Raw genomic sequence first — 20,100 nt, 5'->3', positions numbered from 1 at the left:
GCCGCGGGCCACAGCGGTCGCGCTCCGAGTGGCAGTGAGGTCCGGCAGCCCTTACCGTTCCGCCAATGCAGCACACGCACGACGCCTCCGGCGCCGCGGTTCGCCGCGGCGAGTCGGACGACCAGATCACCGTCTCCACGCGGCCCGCGGGCGACGGGCAGGTCGTCGTCGAGGTCGGCGGCGAGGTCGACATGCTGACCTCCCCGCAGCTGCGCTCGGTCGTGCTCGGTCAGCTGTCCGACGGTGCCCAGCTCGTCGTGCTGGCGCTCGACGGCGTCACCTTCCTCGGCACCAGCGGTCTCGCGGTGCTGATCGAGGTGCGGGAGGCTGCGCACCAGGCCGGGGTGGAGCTCCGGCTCGCCTGCACGGGCCGCCGTGTGCTGCGTCCGCTCTCGATCGCCGGTCTGGTCCCGATGTTCGACATCCACGACACCGTCGAGCAGGCCCTCGAGGCCACCTGAGCCTACCCGCCACCGTTGTGACGAGGGTCACAATCATGGTGTGTCGACGTGCGGACCCGCGCCGATCGCGGGATCCTCCACGGCCGCTCTGAGCTGCAAGGACACCCACCGGGTCCACTCCGGCCGGTGTCCGGTCCGGTCGTCCGCGCCCGGACGACTTCGCTCTCTCCACTGTGTTCCGACTCATCCGGCGTTTGGCCGTGGAGACCTTGGGGAACGCCGCGGCAGATCGCCCGGCACGTGGTCGGGCCCTCCGACGAGAGCGAAGGTGAGCCGAGTGAGCGACGTTTCCCGCCTCCCTGGGCCCATGGACCACGCCTGGCAGTGGCAGCGCCTGGGCGCGTGCCGCGGCATGGACAGCGCGGTCTTCTTCCACCCGGACGGCGAGCGGAACCCCTCCCGCGCCCGCCGGACCGCCCAGGCGAAGGCAGTGTGTCAGCGTTGCCCGGTGATGGACATGTGCCGCGAGTTCGCGCTCGAGACGCGCGAGCCCTTCGGCGTGTGGGGCGGCCTCGGCGAGTCCGAGCGCCGCGTGCTCCTCGAGCGCCGCGACCAGCAGAAGCGCCTGGTCTCCGCGAGCTGAGCCTCCCCGGCCCAGCGTCCGCCGGCTGAGGCTCCGCCGGCCGAGGCGTCCCTCCCGCGTCGTCGGCGGCCGCGAGAGGACCGACACACCGAAGGGGCGGTCCCGGAATCATCCGGGACCGCCCCTTCGGTGTGTCGGAGGATGCGCCGGGGCCGCAGCCGTCGGAGCCCGGACAAGGCCGTGCTAGGCGTCGCCCACCACGCTGAGCTCGAGACATCGGTAGCGCAGCAGCGGCAGCCCGTAGACCCGCACCACCCGCTGGACGGCGGCCACGACCGTCGTCCGCTCCGGGTCCGCCGGCGAGGGCAGCGGGGCCACGCAGTACACGCCCGGCTCGGGGTCGAAGCCGACGAGCTCGGAGAGGGCGGCGACCAGGTCGTCCTCGGCGGTGGTGCCGACCCGGCCGGGCAGCCCGAGCCGGTGGACGTGCACGTCCTGCAGCCCGAGCGCCTCGACGGCGGCGGCGATCCCGTCGTCGTCCTCGTCGTCGTCCTCGTAGTCGTCGTCCTCGTAGTCGTCGAGGTCGTCGAGATCGAGCTGTGCGGGGACCGACACCGGCGCCGGGGCGGGCGCCGGGACCACCGATACCGCGGGCGCGTCCGGCCGCGCGAGGAGCAGGTCGACCCGGCCGGCGTCGGCGACCACGCGCGCGAGGTCCGACTCCGGCCGCAACAGCTCCATGGGGCTCACCGCGACGGCCACCAGCCGCCGTCGCGCGGGTGGGACGGGGGACGGCCCGCCGCGCCGCTGCGCGGGCGTGCCGATGCCCTCGATGTCCGGCACCGCCACCATTCTTCGTTCGCCCCCTGCCCGATCGGCGCCGTTGCCGACCGTCTCGCTCCGGCCTGTCGACCGGTGTCAACGGCATCGTTTCCTGTTCGCGTCCCCGAATGCTGCCCCGCACGCCGAACGGACGGCGCGGGTCCGTGAGCGGGCGGCAGCGGCAGGCAGTCGGTTACCCCGATCGGGTGCAGCGGTCGTCAACACGGGACGAGCGGGACGGGCCGGCCGACCTCAGCGCTCGAGCCGGACGGCGAGCACGGCGATGTCGTCCCGGACGTGGCGCGGCTCGCACACCGCCAGCACCTGGTCGACGACCGCCTCGGCCGACGAGTCCGCGGGGATCTCCCGCAGGGTGCGTTCGAGCAGCTCGGCGCGCTCGTCGGCGTCCTCCCCCGCGATGTCGGTGAGACCGTCCGTGTACAGCAGCAGCAGGCCGCCCGCGGGCACCGTCAGCGTGGCCTCCGTGCGGCCCTCCTCGCCGGCCCGGCCGAGCGTCGGGACGACGCCGATCATCGGCGAGAGGTGCTCGTCGAGCCGGCGCAGCTCGCCCTCGCGGGTGAGCAGCAGCGGGGCGGGGTGCCCGGCGTTGGCGTAGTGCAGGACCCGGTCGCCCAGGGCGTCCGGCGGCTCGAGCCGCGCGTACACCGCGGTCGCCATCGAGGCCATCTCCAGCCCCTGCACCAGCTGGTCGCAGCGGTCGAGCACCGAGCCCGGGCGGCCGCCGTCCCACGCGTAGGAACGCAGCACACCGCGCAGCTGTCCCATCGCCGCGGCGGCGGACAGGTCGTGCCCGACGACGTCGCCCACCGCGATCCCGACCGCCCCGTCGGGCAGCGGCAGCACGTCGTACCAGTCGCCGCCGACCTGGTTGCCGTCCGTGCCGACCCGGTACCGCGCGGCCAGCTGCAGGCCACCCACCTCGGGGACGGCCGGCAGCAGGCTGTGCTGCAGGGTCGCGGCGGCGGCGTGCTCGCGCTCGTAGAGCCGCGCGTTGTCGACGGTCAGCCCCACCCGCCCGGCGAGGTCGGTGGCCAGGTGCAGGTCCTTCTGGCCGTAGCGACGGCCGTACGGGTGCTGGCTGACCAGCGTCAGCGCGCCGAGCACCCGGCCCCGGGCGCGCAGCGGCACCACGATCGCCGACCGCATCCGCAGCCGGTCGTAGAGCTCGGCGGCGTCCGGGTCGTCGTCGTAACGGTCGGCGCCGTGCTCGGGCAGGTCCGACAGCAGCACCGGCTCGCCCGACGCCAGCACGTGCCCGGTGGTGCTGCCCCGGCCGACGCGGTGGTCCCGCAGGCCGGCCATCCGCGCGATCCGGTCCTCGTCGGCCCGGTCCCGGGCCGCCACGGCGACCCGGCGCAGGAGCCCGGAGCCCGGACGGTCGAGCAGGTCCACCGCGCAGACGTCCGCGAGCTGCGGCACGACCAGGCGGGCCAGGCCGTGGCACGCGTCCTCGACGCCCAGCGTCTCGGTCATCTGCGTGGTCGCCTCGGCGAGCATCCGCAGCTGGCTGCGGGCCTCCTCGGCGTCGGCCAGCGCCGCCCGGCGCTCCTGCTCGACGAGCACCCGCTCGGTGACGTCGTTCTGCACGCCGACGAAGTTGACGAGGTCCCCGGCGCCGTCGACCACCGGCGAGATCGACACCTGGTTCCAGAACGCGGTGCCGTCCTTGCGGTAGTTCAGCAGCACCTCGGTGATCGGCTGCTGCGCGCGCAGCGCCGCGCGCATCCGCTCGATCGACGCCGGGTCGGTGTTGCGGCCCTGCAGGAACCGGCAGTTGCGGCCGACCGCGTCCTCCACCGCGTACCCGGTGAGCCGGGTGAACGACGGGTTGACCCAGATCAGCGGGTCCTCCGGGCGCCGCGGGTCGGTGATGGTGAAGGACATGTCGGTGGCGACGACCGCGCGGTCGCGCAGCACCTCCAGCCGCCGGCGGTCGCCGTGCTCGGTGCCGGAGAGCTGCAGGAACACCACCAGCGCCCGGGACCGCAGCTCCTCGGGGAGCGGCAGCTGCTGCCCCGCGTCGCCCAGCCCGCCCGGCCCCAGGACGAAGCCCGTGACCCACAGCAGCCGGCCCTCGGCGGCCTCGCGCTGCTCCTCGGTGGCGGTCGAGCCGCGGCGGGCGGCGTCGTGCACCGCGACCGGCTCCCCGGCGACCGGGATGCCGGCCGCGACGAGCGACAGCGGCGAGCTCGTCTCGCTCATCCGCTTGCCGCCGAGGTCGGTCAGGCCGGCCGCGTCGCCCCACGCGTCGATGTCGACCGGCAGCGAGACGCGGTGGCCGGTCAGCTCCACGGCCGCCGCGTTGGCGTAGACGACGCGCCGCTCGTCCAGGTCGATCATCAGAACGGCCGCGGGCGCGTCGTAGAGCACCTGCGGCAGCTCGCCGGCGCCGCCGGGCAGGCCGCTCTCCGCGACCCCCTGGGCCACCTCCTGGCCCAGGTCCTCGGCCAGCCCACGCCGGTCGGTCGTCTCCACGCGAAGAGCGTAATGGCGTCCCCGCCCACCCGCGCCCCGGCCGCCTCCGCCCGATGGGTAGGGTTCGCCGGGATCGGTTGAGCCCGCAGCCGTCTCGCGTCCCCGCCTGTCCGCGATCCGGGCGGGCACGCCGTCGCTGGAGGTGAGTGCACTGTCGTCCCCCGCCTCGCGTGGCCCGTCCCGTCCCGGTGGCCTCGACACCAGCCTCACCCGGCCCGCGCCGGGCGTGCACGTCCTCGTGGTCGACGGGGAGGTGGACACGCTCACCGCGCCGGCCCTCGGCGAGGCGCTCGGCGCGCTTCTCGAGCAGGAGCCGACGGACGCGCTCGCCGCGGTCGACCTCGACGGCGTCGGGTTCCTGGCGTCGAGCGGGCTGGCGGTGCTCATCCGGGCCGCGCACCGGGCGGAGGCGCAGGGTCGCGCGCTGCACCTGCTCGGCGGCTCGCGGGCGGTCACGCGGCCGCTCGAGGTCACCGGTTCCGACCGGCTGTTCACGCTGCTCCCGGGTCTGGACGAGCTCCTCGGCCGGGTCGACGGCGACCGCTCCACCGGTCGAGTACGCCGACCGGATTGATAAGAACGCACCCCGGGTAGCACGATGGGGATCGAGGGCCCGAGCGGGTCCGTGACGAAGGGAAGACGTCGCGTGTCCGAAGTGGATCCCGTGGGCGCCGGAGACGGCCCGGGGACGGTGGAGACGCCGGGATCCGTGGTGGAGGTGCGCACCAGCGCCTCGGCCTCGCTGATCCCGACCATCCGCGCCGTCGCCTCGGACCTCGCCGCCCGCGCGGACTTCGACCTGGACGCCATCTCGGACCTGCGGATGGCCGTCGACGAAGCGTGCGCGACCCTGGTCGACGTCGCCGTGCCGGGGTCCTCCCTCCGGTGCACCTTCGACGTGCGCGAGGAGCTCATCCGCGTCCACGCCGAGGTCGACACCGGCGACGCGACCACCCCCGTGTCCACGGACACCTTCGGCTGGCGGGTCCTGCAGACCCTGGCCGACGAGGTGGAGCTCGAGGCGAACGGCAGCGGCACCGTGGGCATCCGCCTGCACAAGCGCGCCGACGCAGCCCCCCGGTGAGTGCGGCCGACTCCGAGTACGGTCACCTGACCCCGCTCCTGGCGGAGTACGCCGGGCTCGACGAGGACGACCCCCGCCGCGAGGCGCTGCGCGACCGGCTGGTGACCGGCTTCCTGCCGATCGCGCAGCACATCGCCCGCCGCTTCGCCCACCGCGGCGAGCCGCTCGACGACCTGGTGCAGGTCGCCACCGTCGGGCTCATCAACGCCGTGGACCGCTACTCGCCGGAGAAGGGCACGGACTTCTTCTCCTTCGCCGTGCCGACCATCAGCGGCGAGGTCCGCCGGCACTTCCGGGACCAGGGCTGGTCGATGCGGGTGCCCCGGCGGCTCAAGGACATGCACGTGTCCATCAACGCCGCGGTGTCGGACCTGTCCCAGCGGCTCGGCCGCGCGCCCCGGCCGTCGGAGATCGCCGAGCAGCTCGGCGTTCCGGTCGCCGAGGTCCTCGAGGGCCTGGAGGCCTCCGAGGCCTACCGCAGCTCGTCGCTCGACGAGATGCTCTCCTCCGAGCAGGGCAGCGCCACCGTCGGCGAGCTGGTCGGCGCCGCCGACGCGGAGCTGGACCGCGTCGACCACCGGCAGGCCCTGCGGCCCGTGCTCGGCGAGCTGGCCGAGCGCGAGCGCACCATCGTCATGCTCCGGTTCTTCGGGAACATGACCCAGACCCAGATCGCCGAGCAGGTCGGCATCTCGCAGATGCACGTCTCGCGGCTGCTCGCCCAGACCCTCGACCGGCTCCGGTCCCGGCTCGACCCGGACACGCGCACCGGCTGATCACCCGGCGGTGTGGGCCGCGCAACAGACCGTGCGGGCCCCGAGACAGCGGCCGGGCGCGTCGGCCAGGATGGCCGCGTCGCAAGTCGCCGGGGACAGGAGCGTGGACGTTGAGCGGTGGGCCGGAGCACGTACTGGTCGTCGGGGCGGGCCTCGGCGGCATCCGGACCGTGGAGCAGCTGCGCCAGGCCGGCTACGAGGGCCGGATCAGCCTCGTCGGCGCGGAGGCGCACCCGCCCTACGACCGCCCGCCGCTGTCCAAGCAGCTCCTCGCCGGCGACTGGGAGGCCGAGCGGCTGGCGCTGAAGGAGGAGGCCGCGCTCGAGGACCTCGGCGTCCGGATGTACCTGGGGCTGCGCGCCGTCGCGCTGCGGCCCGGTGAGGTCGAGCTGGCCGACGGCGCGGTGCTCACCGCCGACGCGATCGTGCTCGCCCCCGGCGTCGAGGCGCGCCGGCTGCCCGGCCAGCCCGAGGGCGTCCACACCCTCCGGACCCTCGACGACGCCCTGACCCTGCGCGACGAGCTCGACAAGGCGTCGACCCTGCTCGTGGTCGGCGCGGGCTTCATCGGCGCCGAGGTCGCCAGCACCGCGATCAACAAGGGCGTGCAGGTCACGATGGTCGAGGCCGCACCGGTGCCGCTGGTGCGCGGCCTGGGCGCGGAGGTCGGCGCACTCGCCGCGCGGCTGATCCGCGAGGGCGGCGTGGACCTGCGGACGGGCGTGGCGCTCACCGGCTTCGTCGAGCCCTCCGGCGCCGGCGTGGCCGTCGAGCTGGCCGACGGGTCGCGGATCGAGGCGGACGTCGCGCTCGTCGGGATCGGCGGGCGGCCGGACCTCGGCTGGCTCGCCGACGCCGGGCTCGACCTGACCGACGGGATCCCGTGCGACGCGCAGGGCCGCGTGCTCGGGCTCGACGGCGTGTGGGCGGTGGGCGACGCCGCCGCCTGGGACTACCCGGCGCAGGGCGGCCGCCACCGGCACGAGCACTGGACCTCCACGGCCGACCAGGCCACGATCGTCGCCCGGGCGATCACCGGCACCGAGGCCCCGCCCGCCACGGTCCCCTACTTCTGGTCGGACCAGTTCGGGCTCAAGATCCAGCTGATCGGGCGACCCGATCTCGCCGACGGGATCGTGCCGCTGCACGGCGAGGGGCTCTCCGGCGGTGCGGTGAAGGGCACCGTCGTCGGGTACCTGCGGGGCGACCGGCTGGTCGCGGTGGCCGGCTTCGGCGCGGCCCGCTACATCGCGCGCTACCGCGCGCTGCTGCTCGCCGAGGCCGACCGGGCGCAGGCGCTGGAGTTCGCCGCCTCGCTGCGACGATGAGGGTGCCGGGGGCCCGGGTGGCCCCCGGACCCGTCAGGAGAACAGCTTCTTCAGCACGGCCAGGGCGAGGACCGCGCCGACGCCGATCAGCGCGTAGCGGATCTTCGGGTCCTCGAGCTTGATCGCGATCTGCTGCTTGCCCGAGTCGACGAAGCGCTTCGGGTTCGCGCGGTCGGTCAGCGCGTCCAGGCTGTCGGCGAGCGCGTCCCGCGTCTTCTCGATCTCGCTCTGGATGCTCTCGGGGTCGCGGGCCACGACACACTCCTCGGTGCTCGTCATCGGACTCTGACTCGGCCACACCGTAGACGAGCGGTCCCGGCCGGGCCCGGCGGGCGTCCCGGTGTCGGGGGGAACTGACAGGATCGGGGTATGACGACACGCCTCGCGCCGGGAGACGCCGCCCCGGACTTCACGCTGCCCGACGCCGACGACAAGCCGGTCTCACTGTCCGACCTGCGCGGCCGCAAGGTCATCGTGTACTTCTACCCGGCCGCGTCCACGCCCGGCTGCACCAAGGAGGCGTGCGACTTCCGGGACAACCTCGCCGAGCTCAACGACGCCGGCGTCGACGTCCTGGGCATCTCCCCGGACAAGCCGACCAAGCTCGCCACGTTCCGGGACAAGGAGGGCCTCACCTTCCCGCTGCTCTCCGACCCGGACCGGAAGGTCCTCGAGGAGTGGGGCGCCTTCGGCGAGAAGACCATGTACGGCAAGACGGTCACCGGCGTGATCCGCTCCACCTTCCTCGTCGACGAGGAGGGCAGGATCGAGGCCGCGCTGTACAACGTCCGCGCCACCGGCCACGTCGCCAAGCTCCGTCGGGACCTCAAGATCTGACCCCTGTGGACAACTCGAGCGGACTCGAACGCATGTTCGCTACGTTCGGATCATGCCGAGAGCCCGCAGGTGGACGGACGAGCAGCTGATCGAGGCGGTGGCGTCGAGCCGCACGCTGAGGGAGGTGTGCCGTGCCGGAAGCTGGGCATCCTGCCCGGGAAGTACGACGTGCTGCGGAGGCACATCGCGCGGCTCGGGCTCGACGCCTCGCATCTGCCACGAGCCTCCGCCGGCTCGCGCGCACCGGCCGGCGGTACAGCGACGAGCAGCTGATCGAGGCGGTGCGGGCCGAGGTGACGGTGCACGGGGTGCTCCGGCGGCTCGGCTACACGCCCAACGGCGGGATGTCCGCGCCGTGTCGGGGCACATCCGGCGGCTGGGCCTGGACACCTCGCACTTCACGGGGCAGTCCTGGGCGAAGGGACTGAAGGTGCCCGCCGCGGGTCGACCCACGCCCCTCGGCGAGATCCTGGTCCAGAACTCGACCTACACCTCCACCGGTCATCTGCGCCGCCGCCTCATCAAGGCGGGGCTCAAACCGGATCACTGCGAGGAGTGCGGCCTCCGCGAGTGGCGCGGCCGACCGCTGCCGCTCGAGCTCGATCATGTCAATGGCGACCACACCGACAATCGCCTCGAGAACCTCCGTATCCTGTGCCCCACCTGTCACGCCATCACGGAGACGTGGGGCGGACGAAAGAACAAGAAGACGCCGGCGTAGCCCAACTGGCAGAGGCGCATGACCTAGGATCATGACAGTGCGGGTTCGAATCCCGCCGCCGGCACCCCGACTGAACAGCGACAACGTGGTGAAGCCCAACGAGCGGAGGCTCAGCGGGCCACCTGCGTCTCCTCGCTCGGAACCTCCTCCGGGACGGGCTTCCGGGCCGCCACCCCGATCCCCGCGAGCCCGACCAGCCCGCACACCACCGACACCGCGACGAGCGCGGGCGAGGGCCGTCCGCTGACCGCGTCGCCCAGCACCACGATCGCGACCGTCCCCGGGATGATCCCCACGACTGTCCCGAGCAGGTACGGCACGAACCGCACCCTGGACAGCCCGCACACGTAGTTGAGCGCGGCGAAGGGCACCAACGGGACCAGCCGCATCGAGGTCACGGCGAGCGTGCCGTGATGGTCGAGGCGCCGGCGCACCCAGGTCACCGCCGATCCGCGCACGTACCGCTCCACGAGCGCCCCGCCCGTCGCGCGCACGAGAAAGTAGGCGAGCACGCCCGCCAGGGTGGTCGCGGCCAACGTGACCACCAACCCGACCGCGGAGCCGAACAGCACGCCGGCCGCGAGCGTGAACACCGTCCGCGGCACCGGCGCCACGCACAGCCCCGCCTGCAGCCCCAGGAACAGCAGCGGCGCCCAGGGGCCCGCCTCCGCGGTCAGCCGCCGCAGGTCCGCGACGCCCGGCACCCCGTAGACCCGCGCCACCACCAGCACCACGGCGACCAGTGCCACCACGCCGAGCCCGGCCAGCACGGGACGCCACCACTTCACTCCCGCGACGGTACCGACCACGGTGCCCCGCCCGTCGTCACACCCGGACGGCCGCCGCCGACCGCTTCCGATCACCGGAACCCGCCCGGCCCGCACACCCCCGCCGGGCTACCGTCCGGGGAGTGAGCACCGAGAAGCGCGAGCTGGACCTCGATCCCGCGGGCCTCGCCGTCCGCCGCGAGGTCCTGGGCGCCACGCACGTCGACACCTCGCTGGAGCGGGCCGACGACGTCACCGGCGAGTTCCAGGAGATGATCACCCGCTACGCCTGGGGCGGGATCTGGACCCGGCCCGGCCTGGACCGGAGGATGCGCAGCGCGATCACGCTGACCGCGCTCGTCGCGCACGGGCACCTCGACGAGCTGGAGCTGCACCTGCGCGCCGCCCGCCGCAACGGCCTGACCCGCGAGGAGATCGTCGAGGTGCTGCTGCAGAGTGCCGTCTACTGCGGCGTCCCCGCCGCCAACAGCGCCTTCGCCCGGGCGAAGAAGGTCCTCGCCGAGGACGCCCCCACCGACTGAACGAACGGCACTCTCGCTCACCAGACGTGAGCGAGAGTGTCGTTCGTCGCGGTCAGGACAGGGCTTCGAGGTGCGGGAGGAGGGCCCGGAAGGCCCGGCCTCGGTGGCTGGCCGCGTCCTTCTCGTCCGGGCTGAGCTCGGCGGCGGTCCGCTCCTCCCCCTCCGGCACGAAGATCGGGTCGTAGCCGAAGCCGTTGCTCCCGCGCGGCGCCCGGACGAGCCGCCCGCGCCACTCCCCGTGCACGACCTCCTCGGGCCCGTCAGGGACCACGAGCGCCGCCGCGCAGACGAAGGCGGCGCCGCGGCGCTCGTCGGGGACGTCGGCCAGCTGGCCGAGGAGCAGGTTCAGGTTGGCGAGGTCGTCGCCGTGCCGGCCCACCCAGCGCGCCGAGAGCACGCCCGGCATGCCGTTGAGCGCGTCGACGGCGAGCCCGGAGTCGTCGGCGACGGACGGCAGCCCGGTCGCGGCCGCGGCGTCGCGTGCCTTGGCCAGGGCGTTCTCGGCGAAGGTCGCGCCCGTCTCGGGGGCCTCCGGGAACTCCGGGACGTCGGCGAGGCCGAGCACCTCGACGCCCGAGCCCTCGGCCAGCCGGCGCAGTTCGACGAGCTTCCCGGCGTTGCGCGTGGCGAGAAGGATCTTCACGACTCGAGCGCCTCGGTCTGGATGCGGGTGAGCTGGGCGATGCCCGCGAGCGCGGAATCGAGCATGGCGTCCAGCGTGCTGCGGGTGAAGGTCGCGCCCTCGCCCGTGCCCTGGACCTCGATCAGCGTGCCGGTGTCCGTCGCGACGACGTTGGTGTCGACCTCCGCGCGCGAGTCCTCCTCGTAGGGCAGGTCCAGCCGCACGCGCCCGTCGACGACGCCGACGCTCACCGCCGCCACCTGGCACGAGATCGGCTTCGGGTCGGCCAGCTTGTTGCGCTCGCCCAGCCAGGTCACGGCGTCGACCAGGGCCACGTACGCGCCGGTGATGGCCGCGGTGCGGGTGCCGCCGTCGGCCTGCAGGACGTCGCAGTCGAGCGCGATGGTGTTCTCGCCCAGCGCCTTGAGGTCGATGCAGGCGCGCAACGACCGCCCGATCAGGCGACTGATCTCGTGGGTGCGGCCGCCGATCCGGCCCTTGACGGACTCGCGGTCCGAGCGGGTGTTCGTGGCCGACGGGAGCATCGCGTACTCCGCGGTGAGCCAGCCCAGCCCCGATCCCTTGCGCCAGCGCGGCACACCCTCGGTCACGCTGGCCGCGCACAGCACCTTGGTGTCCCCGAACTCGACGAGCACGGAGCCCGCCGGGTGCTTCTGGAAACCGCGGGTGATGCGCACCGGGCGCAGCTCGTCGTCGCTCCTGCCGTCTGCTCGCGTCACCCCGACATCCTAGGAAGGGGGCTCAGACCTCGTACTCGCCGTCCGGACGGACCAGCTCCACCGGCCCGTCGAACGACGCCTTGGCCTCCGCCAGCACGGCGTCCGGGTCCGTCCAGATCGGCACGTGCGTGAGCAGCAGCCGTCCGACGCCCGCAGCCGCGGCGTGCTCCCCCGCCTGCCGGCCGGACAGGTGGACACCCGTGGGCATGTCGTCCGTGTGCCGCCAGGACGCCTCGCAGAGCAGGACGTCCGCACTCCGCGCCAGGTCGACGAGCCCCCGGCACGGCCCGGTGTCGCCGCTGTAGACGAGGCTGCGTCCTCCGTGCTGCACGCGCAGGGCATAGGCCTCGCAGAGATGGTCGACCGCCGCCGCCCGCAGCACGGCACCGCCCACGGTGGCCTCGCAGCCGTCGCCGAGGGCTCCGAACGCGAAGACGTCCTCGAGGTCGGTCCCGGCCCGTTCGGCCGCCGACGGGGCGTAGGCCGCCCCGAGCCGCTCCGGCGCCTCGACCGGCGCGAACACCGGCAGCCGGTTGCGCGTGGGGTCGAAGGGCGGGGCCGGGTGGTAGCGCCGCCACACGGCGAGTGCCGAGAAGTCCGCGCAGTGGTCCGGGTGCAGGTGGCTGAAGGCCACGGCGTCGAGCGCCCAGGGGTCGAGGGCGCGCTGCAGCGCGCCGAACGTGCCGTTGCCGAGGTCGAGGGCCAGCCGGGTGCCCCCCGCCTCCACGAGGTAGCCGGACGCCGGCGAGCCCGGCCCCGGTCCGCTGCCGGAGCAGCCGAGCACGACGACCTTCATGTGAGGAGGCTAACCCTTGGCCGAGGTGCGTCGCAGCCACCACAGCCCGACGAACGGCAGCACCAGCGGGATGAAGCCGTAGCCGCGCCCGTAGACCGACCAGACCGTGTCGTCGGGGAAGTCGCCGGTGTCGAACACGGTCAGCGTGCCGACCACCAGCACCCCGACCAGCTCGAACAGGACCGCGCCCCAGGCGAGCCGCCGGTACCCCGGGCCCCGCCCGGCCAGCCCGATCGTGGCGAGGATGTAGACGACGCCGGCGAGACCCGAGAGCAGGTAGGCCACCGGCGCCTCGGAGAACTTCGCGGCGATCTGCACGCCGGCCCGCGCCGTCGCGGACAGGGCGAAGATCGCGTAGACGGCGATGAGGACCCGGCCGGGCCCGCTCGACGTCGCGCGCGGCTCCCGGCCCGGCTCCCTCGTCGGCTCAGCCATTCCCGGCGACCCAGAGGTCGTGCAGCCGCCAGACGGCCACCCCGGTCCCGATCGCGCCGACGGCGATCACCGTGCCGCCCCAGCGGGTCGGCTCGGCCGTGGCGAACTGCAGGGCGATGGGCATGACGCACACGCTGACCAGCAGGTAGATGAGGAAGGTCGACTGCTCGGGCAGCTGGACGCCGGTGAACACGCGCACCGCCGCGACGACCGCCTGGACGACCAGGACCGCCTCGAACACCCCGACCGCGATCCGGTGCGTGCGGTCCGGCGGGCGGTTGCGGACCGTGGTGACCACGCCGTACAGGGCGACGGCCGCCGCGACCACGTAGGCCACGATCTCCAGGACGCCGATCACGCTCCGACGCTACCGGAGCGCCTCCGCGGCCTCCGCCGGCACCTGCTGGACCTGGCCGATCTCCGGGCCGAGGAAGCGCCGGCCGAGCCGCCGGAAGGGCTCCGGGTCGCCGGTCGCGAGGAACTCGTGCGGGCCGGGCGGCGGGTCCGTCTCCGGGTCCCGCGCGAGGTCCGACGCCATCAGGGTGCGCACGACGTCCTTGGCCGTCTCGTCGGCGCTCGACACCAGCGTGACCTCCGGCCCCAGCACGATCTGCAGCACACCGGTGAGCAGCGGATAGTGCGTGCACCCGAGCACCACGGTGTCGACGCGGGCCTGCTGCAGCGGCTCCAGGTAGCTCTGCGCGAGCCCGAGGACCTGCCGCCCGCTCGTCATCCCCCGCTCCACGAAGTCGACGAACCGCGGGCAGGCGACGGCGGTGACCTCGACGTCCCGGGCCGCGGCGAAGGCGTCCGTGTAGGCACCCGACGCGATGGTGGCCTTCGTGCCGATGACGCCGATCCGGCCGTTGCGGGTCGCCGCGACCGCGCGCCGGACGGCCGGCAGGACGACCTCGACGACGGGCACGGGGTAGCGCTCGCGGGCGTCGGCCAGGCAGGCCGCGGAGGCGGTGTTGCACGCGATGACCAGCAGCTTCATGCCGCGGTCGACCAGGCCGTCCCCGATGGCGAGCGCGTGCCGGCGGATGTCGGCGATGCGCAGCGGGCCGTACGGGCCGTGGGCGGTGTCGCCCACGTAGACGATCCGCTCGGCGGGGAGCTGGTCGATGACGGCGCGGGCGACGGTGAGGCCGCCGACGCCGGAGTCGAAGATGCCGATGGGGGCGTCGCGATCGGTCACGGGTGTCCTGCGGTGATCGGGAACGGGCTTACGGCGCCGATCATCAGACCGGCGCCGGCGTGCGGTCGGCCCGCGCGACGATCCACGCGGCCAGGATCCCGAACAGCGCGCCGAACAGGTGCGCCTGCCACGAGATCCCGGGGTTGCCGGGGAGCACGCCGAACAGCATCCCACCCTCGAAGAACAGCAGGACCACGGCCAGCGCGATCTGCCGCCCCGAGCGCGCGAAGAAGCCCCTGGCCAGCAGGAAAAGCAGCCAGCCGAAGATGACGCCGGACATGCCGATCGTCGACGCCATGCTCGGCCCGACGAGCCACACGGCCGCCCCGCTGCCGAGCCAGATCAGCGCCGTGACGCCGAACCACTGCCGGATCCCGCCCGCCATCGCGAGCCAGCCGAAGACCAGGAACGGCAGGGTGTTGGCCCAGAGGTGCGGCCAGCCGCCGTGCAGCAGCGGCGCCCAGAGGATGCCCCACGCCCCGTCGGCGTTGCGGGAGATGATCCCCTCGTTGTCGAGGTACTGGCCCGACATCTGGTCGTAGAACTCCACGGCGTAGAGCACCGCGGTGAACAGGAGCATGACCACGGCCGCCCCGAGCGGGTGCGGCGGGACGATGCGCGCGATACCGCGCGACGACCGCGCGGCGGGGAGGGAGCTCGGTACCTGCGGCGCAGCCATGTGGCCGAGAGTACGCGGGAACACCGTCACCCTGCCGTGAACGGGAATCGGACCAGAACCGTCGGACCCCTTCGCTCGTCGGGGTCGGTAACCAGGACGCGGGCGCCGCCAGTACGGTGCTGAACGCGACGCAGCAGGTCGGCGCCTCGCTCGGCATCGCGCTGCTGAACACGATCGCCACCACGGCCGCGGCGAACTACGTCCGCGACAACCCGATCACCGCCCCGGCGGGACGTCACCGCGGCGACGCCCGTCCACGTGGGGTGAGGGCCGCTCAGGCCCAGAGGTGGCCCTCGATGCCTTCCGCGGCGTCGTCGAGCTCGCCCGAGTAGGCGCCGGTGGAGAGGTACTTCCAGCCGCCGTCGCAGACCACGATCACGATGTCGGCGCTCTCGCCGGACCCGGCGGCCTTCTCGGCGACCGCGAGCGCGGCGTGCAGGATCCCGCCGGTCGAGATGCCGGCGAAGATGCCCTCCTTCTCGACCAGCTCGCGGGTGCGGCGCAGGGCGTCGTAGCTGCCGACCGAGTACCGGCCCGTGAGGACCGAGGGGTCGTACAGCTCGGGGACGAAGCCCTCGTCGAGGTTCCGCAGGCCGTAGACGAGCTCGCCGTAGCGCGGCTCGGCCGCGATGATCTGCACGTCGGGCTTCTGCTCACGCAGGTACCGGCCGGTGCCGACGAGGGTGCCGGTGGTGCCCAGCCCCGCCACGAAGTGCGTGATCTCCGGGCAGTCCCGCAGGATCTCCGGACCCGTGGTCCGGTAGTGCGCGTCGGCGTTCGCCGGGTTCCCGTACTGGTAGAGCATGATCCAGTCCGGGTGCTCGGCGGCGAGCTCCTTGGCCATCGCGACGGCCTGGTTGGAGCCGCCCGCGGCCGGCGAGGAGATGATCTCCGCGCCGTACATGGTGAGCAGCTGCCGCCGCTCCTCCGACGTGTTCTCCGGCATCACGCAGACGATCCGGTAGCCCTTGAGCTTCGCGGCCATCGCCAGCGAGATGCCCGTGTTCCCCGAGGTCGGCTCGAGGATGGTGCAGCCGGGCGTGAGCAGACCGTCCGCCTCCGCCTTCTCGATCATGGCCAGCGCGGGCCGGTCCTTGATCGAGCCGGTGGGGTTGCGGTCCTCGAGCTTCGCCCAGAGCCGGACGTTCTCCGCGGGCGACAGCGACGGCAGACCGACCAGGGGGGTGTCCCCCACGGCCTGCAGCAGGGAGTCGTAGCGCGCCATCGCTCCTCCAAGAGCGGGCAGAGGGCGGCGGGGTTCGGGTCCCGCCGCCCGGTGCCGTCAGCTCAGCGCATGCCGCCGGCGACGGCCGGCAGGATGGTGACGGTCGAGGTCTCCTTGACCGGGGCCTCGAGGCCACCGGCGAAGCGGACGTCCTCGTCGTCGACGTAGATGTTGACGAAGCGGTGCAGCTTGCCGTCCGAGATGAGGCGGTCCTTCAGGCCGGCGTGCCGCGACTCGAGGTCGTCGATCACCTCGGCGACGGTGCCCCCCTTGGCCTCGACGGCCTTCTCGCCCCCGGTGTGGGTGCGGAGGATGGTCGGGATGGAGACGGTGACGGCCATGGTTCTTCGGTGCTCCTGCTCGGGTTCGTTCGGTGAGGGTGTGGCGAGGACGGGTCAGCCGAGGTCGGGGACGTCGTCCGCGCCGGTGTGCGCGAACATATAAGTCTCCACGACCTCGACTTCTTCCTCGGTCACCACACCGTCGACGATCCGGAACGACCGGAACTCGTGGCCCGTGTGGTTCGTCTCCGCCGAGTCGCGGGTGGAGACCAGGACGTAGTGCGCCTCGGGCTCGGAGGCGTACGAGATGTCGGTGCGCGACGGGTAGGCCTCGGTCGCGGTGTGCGAGTGGTAGATCACCACGGGCACCTCGTCGCGCGAGTCCATCTCGCGGTACAGCCGGAGCAGGTCGCCCGAGTCGAATTCGTAGAACGTGGGCGAGCGCGCCGCGTTCAGCATCGGGATGAACCGCTCGGGCCGGTCGGAGCCCTCGGGACCCGCGACGACGCCGCAGGCCTCGTCCGGGTGGTCCCGGCGGGCATGGGCGACGATCTCGTCGAGGAGATCCTTCCGGATGACCAGCACGTTGCCAGCGTACGTAACGCGTCCGTCCGGAGCACATCCGCCCGACGAGACTCACATGCCCGATCCGGTACTCCCGTCCTCGCCGCGCAGCACACCCGGTCCGTACGTCGGGACGTCGACCAGCCACACGCCCTCGGGATCGTCCTCGACCAGCCAGTCCGGCCGCGGGTGCGGCCCGCCGCGGCGGGCGCCGCCCACTCCCGCCGGCACGTACGGGAGGTGTGACGACGTCGACCGCGCCGCCGGGGCGGGGCGTGCCTGCTCGGCGAGCGGGTCGGCGCCGCGGAACCGCTCGCCCGGTGCGAGCCGCGGGGTCGGCTCGCCGAGGCGCGGGGCGGTCGTGCGGGGTGCCGTGGTGCGGCCGGCCTCGAGCGGCCTCGCGGAGGGCGCGGCCGTGCTCGCGCTGCCGTACCGAACGGACGCTCGTGGCACCGAGGGGCTGAGGACGCCGGGCGGCAGGTCGACCGGGGCCCGGCGCGCGACCGGCCGGTCACCGGACGGAAGCGGTGGCGTGGCAGCCCCGGTGGGGCGGCTCAGCCCTGCGACCGGCGTCGGCGCGCGGCCTGCCGGCGGCGTTCCGTGCACGGGCGCGGCGCTCGGCATTCCGGCGCGGCCGGACGCGGCGGCGGGACTCGGCGGGGTCGCGGCCGGCGCCACGGACGGCGTCGCGGCGTCCGCAGGACCGCTCGCGGCCGGCGCCGGCATTCCCGGCGGCGCTGGCAATCCGCCTGCCCCGGTCGGAGCGGTCGCCACGGCCGTGGGAGCGACCGGGACCGCGGCACCTCCGTCATCGGGCCATCCGGACGCGGCGGGTGGTGCGACGGCGGCGGTGTCGGGCGTCGGGAGTGTGAGCGGGGTGAAGGCCTGGAACGCGGTCGTCAGGTTCGCGTTCGAGTTCTCCTGGTAGCGGTTCGCGACGTGCGCCGCCGACTGCTGCTGCTCGTCGACCTGGTGCGGGTTGCCGGTCCTGCCGAGGTAGGCGTCGGTGGCGCGCAGGGCGGCGAGCTCCCGGTTCGCGACGGTGTAGTACTCGGCCTGGTCGCCCAGTGCCCGCGCCGCGAGCTGGAACATCACGGTGCCGACCCGTCCCGGCTCCCCCAGCTTCCGCAGGTACATCCGCGTCACCTCGGCCGCCTCGCCCTCGTGCGCGTCCGCGTACTCGCGCTCCAGCGCCTCGAGCTCGGCGTTGACGTCCGCGAGCTTGCGCGACACCTCGGCCAGCGCCTGCTCCGCCGCCCGCATCGACCCCGGCCCCGGCCCGGTCGCCACGGGGTCCCGGATCTCCGGCAACGTCATCCCCTCGAACGCCACCGCCGTCCCGTCGTACGTCCTCTCCGCCACAGCTCTCCCTACTTCCGCAGTGCGTCCAGGACTTCTGACGCCAAGGCTCGCGCCTTTTCGCACAGCGGCGGCGCAGAGGCGGAAAGACTGCTCGCTCCCGCACTGAAGGTTTGGTTACTAGTGATTTCCACCCAGTAGCGGCAGGTCGGGCCTCCATTTTCGTCGACCTGCACCGCGGGATGACCTTGTATTTCTACAGGGATATGAACATCCAAATCGACTGAACGATCGAGGCCAACCGCTTCATTCATTGTCAGGTTAGCTTCGAAGTTCTTGTCTAAACCGATCCATGAACATCTAGTCGCGAACTCGTTTGAGTCGTGATCGACTGGCTGACTTGCAACTCCGAGCCGTCTGGCCGCTGCAGAGTCGAGGACGTCGCAAGAATCGATCCCTCGCACGACGGCCTCCTGAGCAGGCACGCTCGCTGTCACCGACACCACCGCCGAGTCTTTGGTCTGCGACAGACCATCAACCTCGTCAGAACAGCCCGAAACAAGAACGATCAACGATGCCAGCAGAAGTGGCAGTAGCGCCGAGGACCTACTAGGTGCGGCTCGCAAATGCCCCCTCCGATGCGACGTAGCCTTGAGTTTGTGCGGCGACCGAGGCACCAGCGATTATCAGGTCCTGACGCCACCTCGCCAGGTATGCTCGAGCATGGTTGATCATAACTGTGGACTGCTTGGATGCATTCCTGCTGACTGGGTCATTCGCTGGGGCCGCTACGAAGAGGACGTCGAGGGTCCTCTCAATCTCAGCCACTTCCCGAATCACCCCCTCCAACCTCCCCACCAACCCCTCCACCTTCTCCGGGTCGACCCGGAGCACGGGTGAGTAGCTGAGGGACTGGCGGGAGCGGGGGACGACGGGGCCCGGGTCGTCCCACCGAGGAGCGGTCATGCCGGGATGATCTCAGCGAACCACCCGACACAGGCCCGTCCGCGACGAACCCGTTGCGATCGTGAACACGATCGGGGAGCGCAGGCCCTACAGCACGTGCATCCGCGCCTGGACCAGCGAGTCCTGCACGAAGGTGAGCCAGTGATAGACGCCGAGGTGCGGGGCGCGGGGGTCGTCCTCCGGGAACTCCTCGGGCGTCTCCTCCGAGACGTCCAGGGCCGTCCCCAGCGCGAGCCGGACGTCGTTGAGCGCCGTCAACCACTCGTCGGCCTGCTCGACCGTCAGCTCGACCCGCCCGCCCCGGCCGGGCAGCGCGGTGAGCACGGACTCCGCGGCGTGCTTCTTCGCCTGGATGAGCTCGGGTTCGTGCAGGGAGCGCAGGCCGGCGGCGAGGTCGGCGTCCTCCGAGGTGAAGTCCGGCAGCAGGCGGGCGAGGACCCGGTCGTCCGGCCGGGAGGTGGGTCCGGTGCGCATGCCGGTCAGCTCGGCGAGCTCGTCCTGGGGGGTGTCGGCGGTGCGCCCGTCGAGCATCTGGGTGACCTCGGTGACCAGCCCGCGCAGGACCGTCGACTCCTGCTGCTCGAGGGTCGCGACGAACCGGGTCCGCGCCCCGCGCCCCGCGCGCTTCCAGCCGTTCACGTGCGCTGCATGGTGGCCCAGAGGCCGGCCGCGTGCAGCTTGGCGACGTCGCCCTCGATCTTGTCCTTGTCCCCGGCGGAGACGGCCGCCTTGCCCTTGTGGTGCACGTCGAGCATCAACGCCGTGGCCTTCGGCTCGGGGTAGCCGAAGATCTTCTGCAGCACGTACGTGACGTACGACATGAGGTTGACCGGGTCGTTCCAGACGACGGCCTGCCACGGGGTCGCTCCCGCGACGTCCTCGTCCAGGGCAGGGTCCACCTGGGTGGTGGGCGAGCTCAGCGGCGCGGACATGTGTCC

Annotated in this window: 27 protein-coding genes and 1 tRNA gene; 10 read left to right on the top strand and 18 right to left on the bottom strand. The window is 73.1% G+C overall.

The window, feature by feature from the left end:
• Positions 1-65: 65 nt before the first annotated feature.
• On the top strand, positions 66-461 hold the full coding sequence (locus ACQP04_RS08130; protein WP_051737928.1) for an STAS domain-containing protein: 396 nt from the start codon (positions 66-68) through the stop codon (positions 459-461).
• A 277-nt stretch (positions 462-738) separates the two neighbouring features.
• Positions 739-1,044, top strand: coding sequence for a WhiB family transcriptional regulator (locus ACQP04_RS08125; RefSeq protein ID WP_037050093.1), 306 nt, complete (start codon positions 739-741; stop codon positions 1,042-1,044).
• A 183-nt stretch (positions 1,045-1,227) separates the two neighbouring features.
• Here ACQP04_RS08125 and ACQP04_RS08120 read toward each other — a convergent pair whose 3' ends face one another.
• Together ACQP04_RS08120 and ACQP04_RS08115 are read right to left on the bottom strand one after the other, a co-directional pair.
• The gene (locus tag ACQP04_RS08120; protein ID WP_433506438.1) at positions 1,228-1,827 is read right to left on the bottom strand and encodes a hypothetical protein; all 600 of its coding nucleotides are present in this window, start codon (positions 1,825-1,827) and stop codon (positions 1,228-1,230) included.
• 231 nt (positions 1,828-2,058) lie between these two features.
• A complete protein-coding gene (locus ACQP04_RS08115; protein WP_433506437.1) occupies positions 2,059-4,302 on the bottom strand; it encodes a SpoIIE family protein phosphatase in 2,244 nt (747 codons plus the stop codon).
• Positions 4,303-4,444: 142 nt separating this feature from the next.
• On the opposite strand from ACQP04_RS08115, the gene ACQP04_RS08110 reads away from it, so the two are divergent.
• The 4 genes from ACQP04_RS08110 (at position 4,445) to ACQP04_RS08095 (ending at position 7,490) form a co-directional block, all read left to right on the top strand.
• Complete coding sequence (locus ACQP04_RS08110) at positions 4,445-4,876, top strand: STAS domain-containing protein (RefSeq protein WP_433506436.1); 432 nt, start codon at positions 4,445-4,447, stop codon at positions 4,874-4,876.
• A gap of 72 nt (positions 4,877-4,948) precedes the next feature.
• Positions 4,949-5,386, top strand: coding sequence for an ATP-binding protein (locus ACQP04_RS08105; RefSeq protein WP_433506435.1), 438 nt, complete (start codon positions 4,949-4,951; stop codon positions 5,384-5,386).
• Positions 5,383-6,162 carry a SigB/SigF/SigG family RNA polymerase sigma factor gene (locus ACQP04_RS08100; protein ID WP_037050089.1) on the top strand — a complete coding sequence of 260 codons (780 nt, stop codon included), beginning with the start codon at positions 5,383-5,385 and terminating at the stop codon, positions 6,160-6,162. Before ACQP04_RS08105 ends, ACQP04_RS08100 begins: the two co-directional genes overlap by 4 nt.
• 110 nt (positions 6,163-6,272) lie before the next feature.
• Entirely contained in the window at positions 6,273-7,490 is a 1,218-nt protein-coding gene (locus ACQP04_RS08095) for an NAD(P)/FAD-dependent oxidoreductase (protein ID WP_433506434.1), read from the top strand.
• Positions 7,491-7,523: 33 nt separating this feature from the next.
• Here the strand turns inward: ACQP04_RS08095 and ACQP04_RS08090 are convergent, their stop codons facing one another.
• Positions 7,524-7,745 carry a DUF3618 domain-containing protein gene (locus tag ACQP04_RS08090; RefSeq protein WP_037050206.1) on the bottom strand — a complete coding sequence of 74 codons (222 nt, stop codon included), beginning with the start codon at positions 7,743-7,745 and terminating at the stop codon, positions 7,524-7,526.
• A gap of 114 nt (positions 7,746-7,859) precedes the next feature.
• Between ACQP04_RS08090 and bcp the strand changes: the two genes are divergently transcribed.
• The 3 genes from bcp to ACQP04_RS08075 all read left to right on the top strand — a co-directional run bounded on the left by bcp (position 7,860) and on the right by ACQP04_RS08075 (position 9,112).
• Positions 7,860-8,327 (top strand): thioredoxin-dependent thiol peroxidase, encoded by a 468-nt coding sequence (gene bcp, locus ACQP04_RS08085; RefSeq protein WP_433506433.1) that lies wholly within the window; start codon positions 7,860-7,862, stop codon positions 8,325-8,327.
• A 355-nt stretch (positions 8,328-8,682) separates the two neighbouring features.
• Complete coding sequence (locus ACQP04_RS08080; protein WP_433506432.1) at positions 8,683-9,048, top strand: HNH endonuclease; 366 nt, start codon at positions 8,683-8,685, stop codon at positions 9,046-9,048.
• Positions 9,039-9,112: transfer RNA gene (locus ACQP04_RS08075), tRNA-Leu, on the top strand. Before ACQP04_RS08080 ends, ACQP04_RS08075 begins: the two co-directional genes overlap by 10 nt.
• Positions 9,113-9,158: 46 nt before the next feature.
• Here the strand turns inward: ACQP04_RS08075 and ACQP04_RS08070 are convergent.
• On the bottom strand, positions 9,159-9,836 hold the full coding sequence (locus ACQP04_RS08070) for a TVP38/TMEM64 family protein (RefSeq protein WP_433506431.1): 678 nt from the start codon (positions 9,834-9,836) through the stop codon (positions 9,159-9,161).
• Between the two features lie 122 nt (positions 9,837-9,958).
• Here ACQP04_RS08070 and pcaC point away from each other — a divergent pair, with 122 nt between their 5' ends.
• The gene (gene pcaC, locus ACQP04_RS08065) at positions 9,959-10,357 is read left to right on the top strand and encodes a 4-carboxymuconolactone decarboxylase (protein WP_433506430.1); all 399 of its coding nucleotides are present in this window, start codon (positions 9,959-9,961) and stop codon (positions 10,355-10,357) included.
• A gap of 52 nt (positions 10,358-10,409) precedes the next feature.
• Here the strand turns inward: pcaC and rdgB are convergent, their stop codons facing one another.
• The 14 genes from rdgB to clpS all read right to left on the bottom strand — a co-directional run bounded on the left by rdgB (position 10,410) and on the right by clpS (position 20,094).
• Complete coding sequence (gene rdgB / locus ACQP04_RS08060; protein WP_433506429.1) at positions 10,410-11,000, bottom strand: RdgB/HAM1 family non-canonical purine NTP pyrophosphatase; 591 nt, start codon at positions 10,998-11,000, stop codon at positions 10,410-10,412.
• Positions 10,997-11,719 carry a ribonuclease PH gene (gene rph / locus ACQP04_RS08055; RefSeq protein WP_037050077.1) on the bottom strand — a complete coding sequence of 241 codons (723 nt, stop codon included), beginning with the start codon at positions 11,717-11,719 and terminating at the stop codon, positions 10,997-10,999. Before rph ends, rdgB begins: the two co-directional genes overlap by 4 nt.
• Before the next feature lie 22 nt (positions 11,720-11,741).
• Positions 11,742-12,515: an MBL fold metallo-hydrolase gene (locus tag ACQP04_RS08050; RefSeq protein WP_433506428.1), complete on the bottom strand. Its 774-nt coding sequence runs from the start codon at positions 12,513-12,515 to the stop codon at positions 11,742-11,744.
• A gap of 9 nt (positions 12,516-12,524) precedes the next feature.
• Complete coding sequence (locus ACQP04_RS08045; RefSeq protein WP_433506427.1) at positions 12,525-12,950, bottom strand: hypothetical protein; 426 nt, start codon at positions 12,948-12,950, stop codon at positions 12,525-12,527.
• Positions 12,943-13,308 carry a hypothetical protein gene (locus tag ACQP04_RS08040; protein WP_433506426.1) on the bottom strand — a complete coding sequence of 122 codons (366 nt, stop codon included), beginning with the start codon at positions 13,306-13,308 and terminating at the stop codon, positions 12,943-12,945. The genes ACQP04_RS08045 and ACQP04_RS08040 overlap by 8 nt, the downstream gene beginning before the upstream one ends.
• Positions 13,309-13,317: 9 nt before the next feature.
• The gene (gene murI / locus ACQP04_RS08035) at positions 13,318-14,148 is read right to left on the bottom strand and encodes a glutamate racemase (protein ID WP_433506425.1); all 831 of its coding nucleotides are present in this window, start codon (positions 14,146-14,148) and stop codon (positions 13,318-13,320) included.
• A gap of 43 nt (positions 14,149-14,191) precedes the next feature.
• Complete coding sequence (locus ACQP04_RS08030; protein WP_433506424.1) at positions 14,192-14,827, bottom strand: rhomboid family intramembrane serine protease; 636 nt, start codon at positions 14,825-14,827, stop codon at positions 14,192-14,194.
• A 274-nt stretch (positions 14,828-15,101) separates the two neighbouring features.
• Positions 15,102-16,052 (bottom strand): PLP-dependent cysteine synthase family protein, encoded by a 951-nt coding sequence (locus ACQP04_RS08025; RefSeq protein WP_037050060.1) that lies wholly within the window; start codon positions 16,050-16,052, stop codon positions 15,102-15,104.
• A gap of 62 nt (positions 16,053-16,114) precedes the next feature.
• A complete protein-coding gene (locus tag ACQP04_RS08020) occupies positions 16,115-16,393 on the bottom strand; it encodes a MoaD/ThiS family protein (protein ID WP_037050058.1) in 279 nt (92 codons plus the stop codon).
• A gap of 54 nt (positions 16,394-16,447) precedes the next feature.
• Complete coding sequence (locus tag ACQP04_RS08015; protein ID WP_037050057.1) at positions 16,448-16,918, bottom strand: Mov34/MPN/PAD-1 family protein; 471 nt, start codon at positions 16,916-16,918, stop codon at positions 16,448-16,450.
• 51 nt (positions 16,919-16,969) lie between these two features.
• Positions 16,970-18,259: a hypothetical protein gene (locus tag ACQP04_RS08010; protein WP_433506423.1), complete on the bottom strand. Its 1,290-nt coding sequence runs from the start codon at positions 18,257-18,259 to the stop codon at positions 16,970-16,972.
• A gap of 8 nt (positions 18,260-18,267) precedes the next feature.
• Complete coding sequence (locus ACQP04_RS08005) at positions 18,268-18,768, bottom strand: DUF3558 domain-containing protein (protein WP_433506422.1); 501 nt, start codon at positions 18,766-18,768, stop codon at positions 18,268-18,270.
• 481 nt (positions 18,769-19,249) lie between these two features.
• Positions 19,250-19,801 carry a DUF2017 domain-containing protein gene (locus ACQP04_RS08000; protein ID WP_433506421.1) on the bottom strand — a complete coding sequence of 184 codons (552 nt, stop codon included), beginning with the start codon at positions 19,799-19,801 and terminating at the stop codon, positions 19,250-19,252.
• A complete protein-coding gene (gene clpS / locus ACQP04_RS07995; RefSeq protein ID WP_037050048.1) occupies positions 19,798-20,094 on the bottom strand; it encodes an ATP-dependent Clp protease adapter ClpS in 297 nt (98 codons plus the stop codon). The genes ACQP04_RS08000 and clpS overlap by 4 nt, the downstream gene beginning before the upstream one ends.
• Positions 20,095-20,100 lie beyond the last annotated feature (6 nt).

The sequence above is a fragment of the Pseudonocardia halophobica genome (assembly GCF_050948485.1).
Lineage (GTDB): Bacteria > Actinomycetota > Actinomycetes > Mycobacteriales > Pseudonocardiaceae > Pseudonocardia > Pseudonocardia halophobica.
The sequence above is the reverse complement of the archived record's forward strand: the minus strand, read 5'-3'. Positions and strand labels throughout refer to the sequence as shown.

Excerpts from the sequence above, each read along its gene's own strand:
- clpS (WP_037050048.1), bottom strand. The coding sequence starts at position 20,094 with ATGTCCGCGCCGCTGAGCTCGCCCACCACCCAGGTGGACCCTGCCCTG.
- ACQP04_RS08045 (WP_433506427.1), bottom strand. The coding sequence starts at position 12,950 with ATGGCTGAGCCGACGAGGGAGCCGGGCCGGGAGCCGCGCGCGACGTCG.
- ACQP04_RS08050 (WP_433506428.1), bottom strand. The coding sequence starts at position 12,515 with ATGAAGGTCGTCGTGCTCGGCTGCTCCGGCAGCGGACCGGGGCCGGGC.
- bcp (WP_433506433.1), top strand. The coding sequence starts at position 7,860 with ATGACGACACGCCTCGCGCCGGGAGACGCCGCCCCGGACTTCACGCTG.
- ACQP04_RS08020 (WP_037050058.1), bottom strand. The coding sequence starts at position 16,393 with ATGGCCGTCACCGTCTCCATCCCGACCATCCTCCGCACCCACACCGGG.
- ACQP04_RS08025 (WP_037050060.1), bottom strand. The coding sequence starts at position 16,052 with ATGGCGCGCTACGACTCCCTGCTGCAGGCCGTGGGGGACACCCCCCTG.
- ACQP04_RS08030 (WP_433506424.1), bottom strand. The coding sequence starts at position 14,827 with ATGGCTGCGCCGCAGGTACCGAGCTCCCTCCCCGCCGCGCGGTCGTCG.
- ACQP04_RS08130 (WP_051737928.1), top strand. The coding sequence starts at position 66 with ATGCAGCACACGCACGACGCCTCCGGCGCCGCGGTTCGCCGCGGCGAG.